We start from the raw sequence: 3,744 nt of genomic DNA, 5'->3' as shown, positions 1-3,744 counted from the left end.
GTTGTTCTTTAGTTTGGATTTTAAATAGTGTCATTCGTTGTCATCCAGCGAATGAGTGCGTATTATACGCCAGTTTTATTTAATGTCAAGCATTTTTTTCAATTTTTTTTAAAGTTTTTTTTAAAATGTTTTTGAGAACGATTTTAAGAACTTTAACTTTAAAAACTTTGAATGAAATGGTTAAATCAAAAGTTGCTTAAGTTATTGAATTTAAACAAGTTTTGTTTGCCTGTCTGCTTGAGTGGGGTGTATTATACGCTAATATTTTATTTTGTAAAGGGGGGTTTTTGGGGAGAACGGGAGAAAGTTTGTAAGTTGTTGATTTTGTTGGTAAAGATTTTTGATTAAATTACCACGACCACCCTCTCTCATTTCACACCATCATCCCACTTCTTAATTAAGATAGCGATCATCTTTAATCACTGTATTATAAAGCCCCAAATACACCGTCTTCTTATCAATCCCTGCGTATTCAAGGCTAGAATCTTCGTAGCGTTTAAATTTATAAACAGCATCGTTCATTACGCTTTCATCAAAGACATTTAAAGATACCAAAAGGGCAAAATCCGCCTGAGATAATCCTGTTACTTTTGTAAACAATTCAGGTTCAAGCTCTTGTATCACATCTTTTAAATTATGCTCCCGAAAATCACTCAAATACATAAAAATGGGAATGCGTGTGGCAAATTTAATCAGCTTGTCTTGAATTTTCTTTCGTAAAGATTTTTGCTCCTTTTCTTCATCGGTTAATGTCTTTTTGTCTTCTTTTGACAATTCGCCATCATTGTCTTTGGCTTTTTCTTTTAAACCTTTGATTTTTTCAGAGCGGTTAATGACGACTTCAATCTCATCATTCAAACTTCTAAACTCTTCAATTTTCATCAAAGCGTCCAATGCGTCCTGATTTGCCATTAGATTTTTTAAAGTAATGTCATCAACATTGACCAAAAGTGCCGACTGCCAACGCCTTGCCAAAAGAGTCGCCGTTGTGCCACTCATCGCCATATCTAGGAGTAGTCTTGCGTCCACTTGTTGCATTGCACTGCCATCATAAGCAAGCACGGGCAAAAAGGCGATAAATTCAGCGACTTTACTCTCTGGATTGCCTTCGGCTGGGTTTAGTTTGTGGGCATAATCAGTGATTTGGCGTAAAGCACGATTGGGGGAAAAATCAAAAATATAGCATTGCTTTTTAATAATATTTGCCCCATCATCACCCTGTACTGTCCACGGGGTTTGCACTCGAAACCCCGCCTGAAAATAAGTCTCAGGACTGCTACAATTACGAAGCATAAAAATCCCTGTCCACGCAGGCACAGATACGCCCGTCATCAATTTACCACAAGACAGCGTAATGGATTTGGTTGCCAAAGGGTTGTTTGTCATTGCATTTTTGACAGGAATTAACGCCCTATCGCCCACTCCTGCATTATTGCCTGCCGATACGATAATATCATAATCGTGATAAAATTTATTATTAGGAGCTTTTAATAAATTCGCCATTGCAAAACAACTCGCCACACTTGGCAAAAACCAAAGGGTATGCAATAAGCTATTTAATAAATTCACATCACTAAATGGCATTGGCGGTTTGGCATTGCCTTGCTTTAAATTACTAACAATCATTTCATCAAGATTATCACGAATTAAATCCAGCCATTTTTGTACATAATTTTCGTGTTTAAATTTGGCATTATTACCACTACCGTCCGCCTTAAAAAACTCGCCCAAATCAAACTCATTAAACTCGCCTTGTGTGGCAATATGGCGAATATTTTCTGGTAATTGATAAGTAAGTAACATCATTTGTGGTAATGACAAATAAGGATTATCACCTTTTGTTTTGTCCCAATTTAATTTTTCTCTTTGTTCATCGCCATAAGTCCAATTAAAGATTTGCTCTTCAATAAATTCCCCAGACGCAATCGCTCGAAATGGCGTACCTGATAAATACAAATAATGCTCTGTGGTAATCGGCAATTCATTTTCATTAAAATTTTCTACGCCAATTTCCATTTCTTGATATTCATTTTGCATTTGTGCCAATTCATCATCTTTGGCAAAAAGCGATTTGGCACTATCACGCCACGCCCCAAAATGATATTCATCAAATACCACACAATCCCAGTTTATCGTATGTATCCATTCATTTTTGGCTTTGATATTGCCAAATCTATCTTTGCCAAGCACATCTTGAAAAGAAGCAAAATATACCATTGGTTTGGTTTTATCATAATTATCTATTTTTAATGCGCTATCACGGCTGATAAATTGCCAGCCATTAAAATCACTATGCGTATTCAAATCCTCTTCCCACGCATTTTTTACCGCAGGTTTAAAGGTTAAAATGAGCACCCGTTGCCAATTCATTTTTTTGGCTAATTGATAAGTGGCAAAAGTTTTACCAAATCGCATTTTGGCATTCCACAAAAAATGCGGTGTACGATGATTGTTTTTATCTTGTTTGATAGAATTAAAATAATAAGCGGTTTTATTCACAGCGTCTAATTGCTCTGGACGCATTTTAAAATCTTGTGTGCGTTGCCTTTCAAGAGTTTTGGATTGTTTGATATTTAAAATGGCGTTTTTAATGGTATCTATATCACATTCAAACCATTCACCTGCAATGCGTTTTATACCCATTTGTTCTAGCATTTTATGCACAGCGAAATCTTTAAAATAACCGCCATCATCTTTAATCGCCAACGATTCAAATTCTAGTTTCCAACTTTGGCTTGGGGTAATGGTTGGATAATGTTGTTTCATTCGCTCCATAACGGTCTCTTGGGCGGTATAGCCTACTTTAAGACAATTTGGATAACGGCTATCAGAATAAACATAAATCTTTGGGGCGTGTATTTGGGTAAAGGTTGGGTTGGTCATTTTATTTTCTCGGCTTTAATTCAAAATTTAATTGGGTTGCAACTTTGGATTGATAAAAATCAATAAACTCCTGTTTTAGACCTGCATATTTTTGATTTAAAACAGGAGCATTAAAACCACTACCATTTGGGGAAATTACTTCATCTAATTTATCGCCAATCTCTTTTATGGCAATAAATTCATCAACAATTTCTTTTGTTGTTGGGTTTGTATGCCATAAATCATATTCATCATAAGATTTTCCAAGTTCTTTGCTTAATTTAATGCGATAGATAAATTTAAACTCTTTTATTATATGAGCACAAAATCTTTTAAAATTTATATAAGAAATTGGCGGGCTACCAAAATTCTGAAAGCTAAAATGTTTTTCTTTGTTTGTATTTTTTTCAACAATAAACAAACAAGGTGTATCATAATCTGGCGATTTTTTAACAACAAAATAACAATCTTCTAAATCAATATAAGATAGTATTTCTTCTGATTTATCACAATAATCTTGAATAAAATCTATTAAGTCCACTATATCATCATTTGATACAACCAAACCATTTTTGCTTGCTTTTGCTCTATGATAAATATCTTGTAAATGATCTATAAATTCCCCTTTTGTTGGAAATAGAATATTTCTTGTTTTTAAAAAATGTGGTTTTGCTCTACTCATCATCATTCCCCAAATCTAACTGTGATTGTACGGTCTTTTTGCTACGAGATTTTTTAGGTTTGACACCAGTTTCATTATCCATTGGGCGTATCATACTTTCATTGACTTCCTCCCCTCGCTAAACCGAGGGGATTCCTACTGCTAGACGGTCAAGCCCGACCGCAAGAATGTTCTTACTAGCATTGATATCTCTATCATGC

The 3,744-nt window shown here is 34.9% G+C and carries 2 protein-coding genes and 1 pseudogene; all 3 read right to left on the bottom strand.

The window, feature by feature from the left end; all coding sequences use genetic code 11:
- Positions 1-393: 393 nt before the first annotated feature.
- The gene (locus tag M2R47_RS09205; protein ID WP_249102462.1) at positions 394-2,883 is read right to left on the bottom strand and encodes a DEAD/DEAH box helicase; all 2,490 of its coding nucleotides are present in this window, start codon (positions 2,881-2,883) and stop codon (positions 394-396) included.
- A gap of 1 nt (position 2,884) precedes the next feature.
- Positions 2,885-3,550, bottom strand: a complete 666-nt coding sequence (locus tag M2R47_RS09200; RefSeq protein WP_249102459.1) for a hypothetical protein — start codon at positions 3,548-3,550, stop codon at positions 2,885-2,887.
- A gap of 112 nt (positions 3,551-3,662) precedes the next feature.
- Positions 3,663-3,744, bottom strand: a pseudogene (locus M2R47_RS09195) (RNA-guided endonuclease TnpB family protein); the annotation flags it as partial.

The organism is Moraxella oculi (assembly GCF_023336735.1).
GTDB classification, from domain to species: Bacteria; Pseudomonadota; Gammaproteobacteria; order Pseudomonadales; family Moraxellaceae; genus Moraxella; species Moraxella oculi.
This window is presented reverse-complemented; position numbering and strand designations above follow the sequence as displayed.

Excerpts from the sequence above, each read along its gene's own strand:
- M2R47_RS09205 (WP_249102462.1), bottom strand. The coding sequence starts at position 2,883 with ATGACCAACCCAACCTTTACCCAAATACACGCCCCAAAGATTTATGTT.
- M2R47_RS09200 (WP_249102459.1), bottom strand. The coding sequence starts at position 3,550 with ATGATGATGAGTAGAGCAAAACCACATTTTTTAAAAACAAGAAATATT.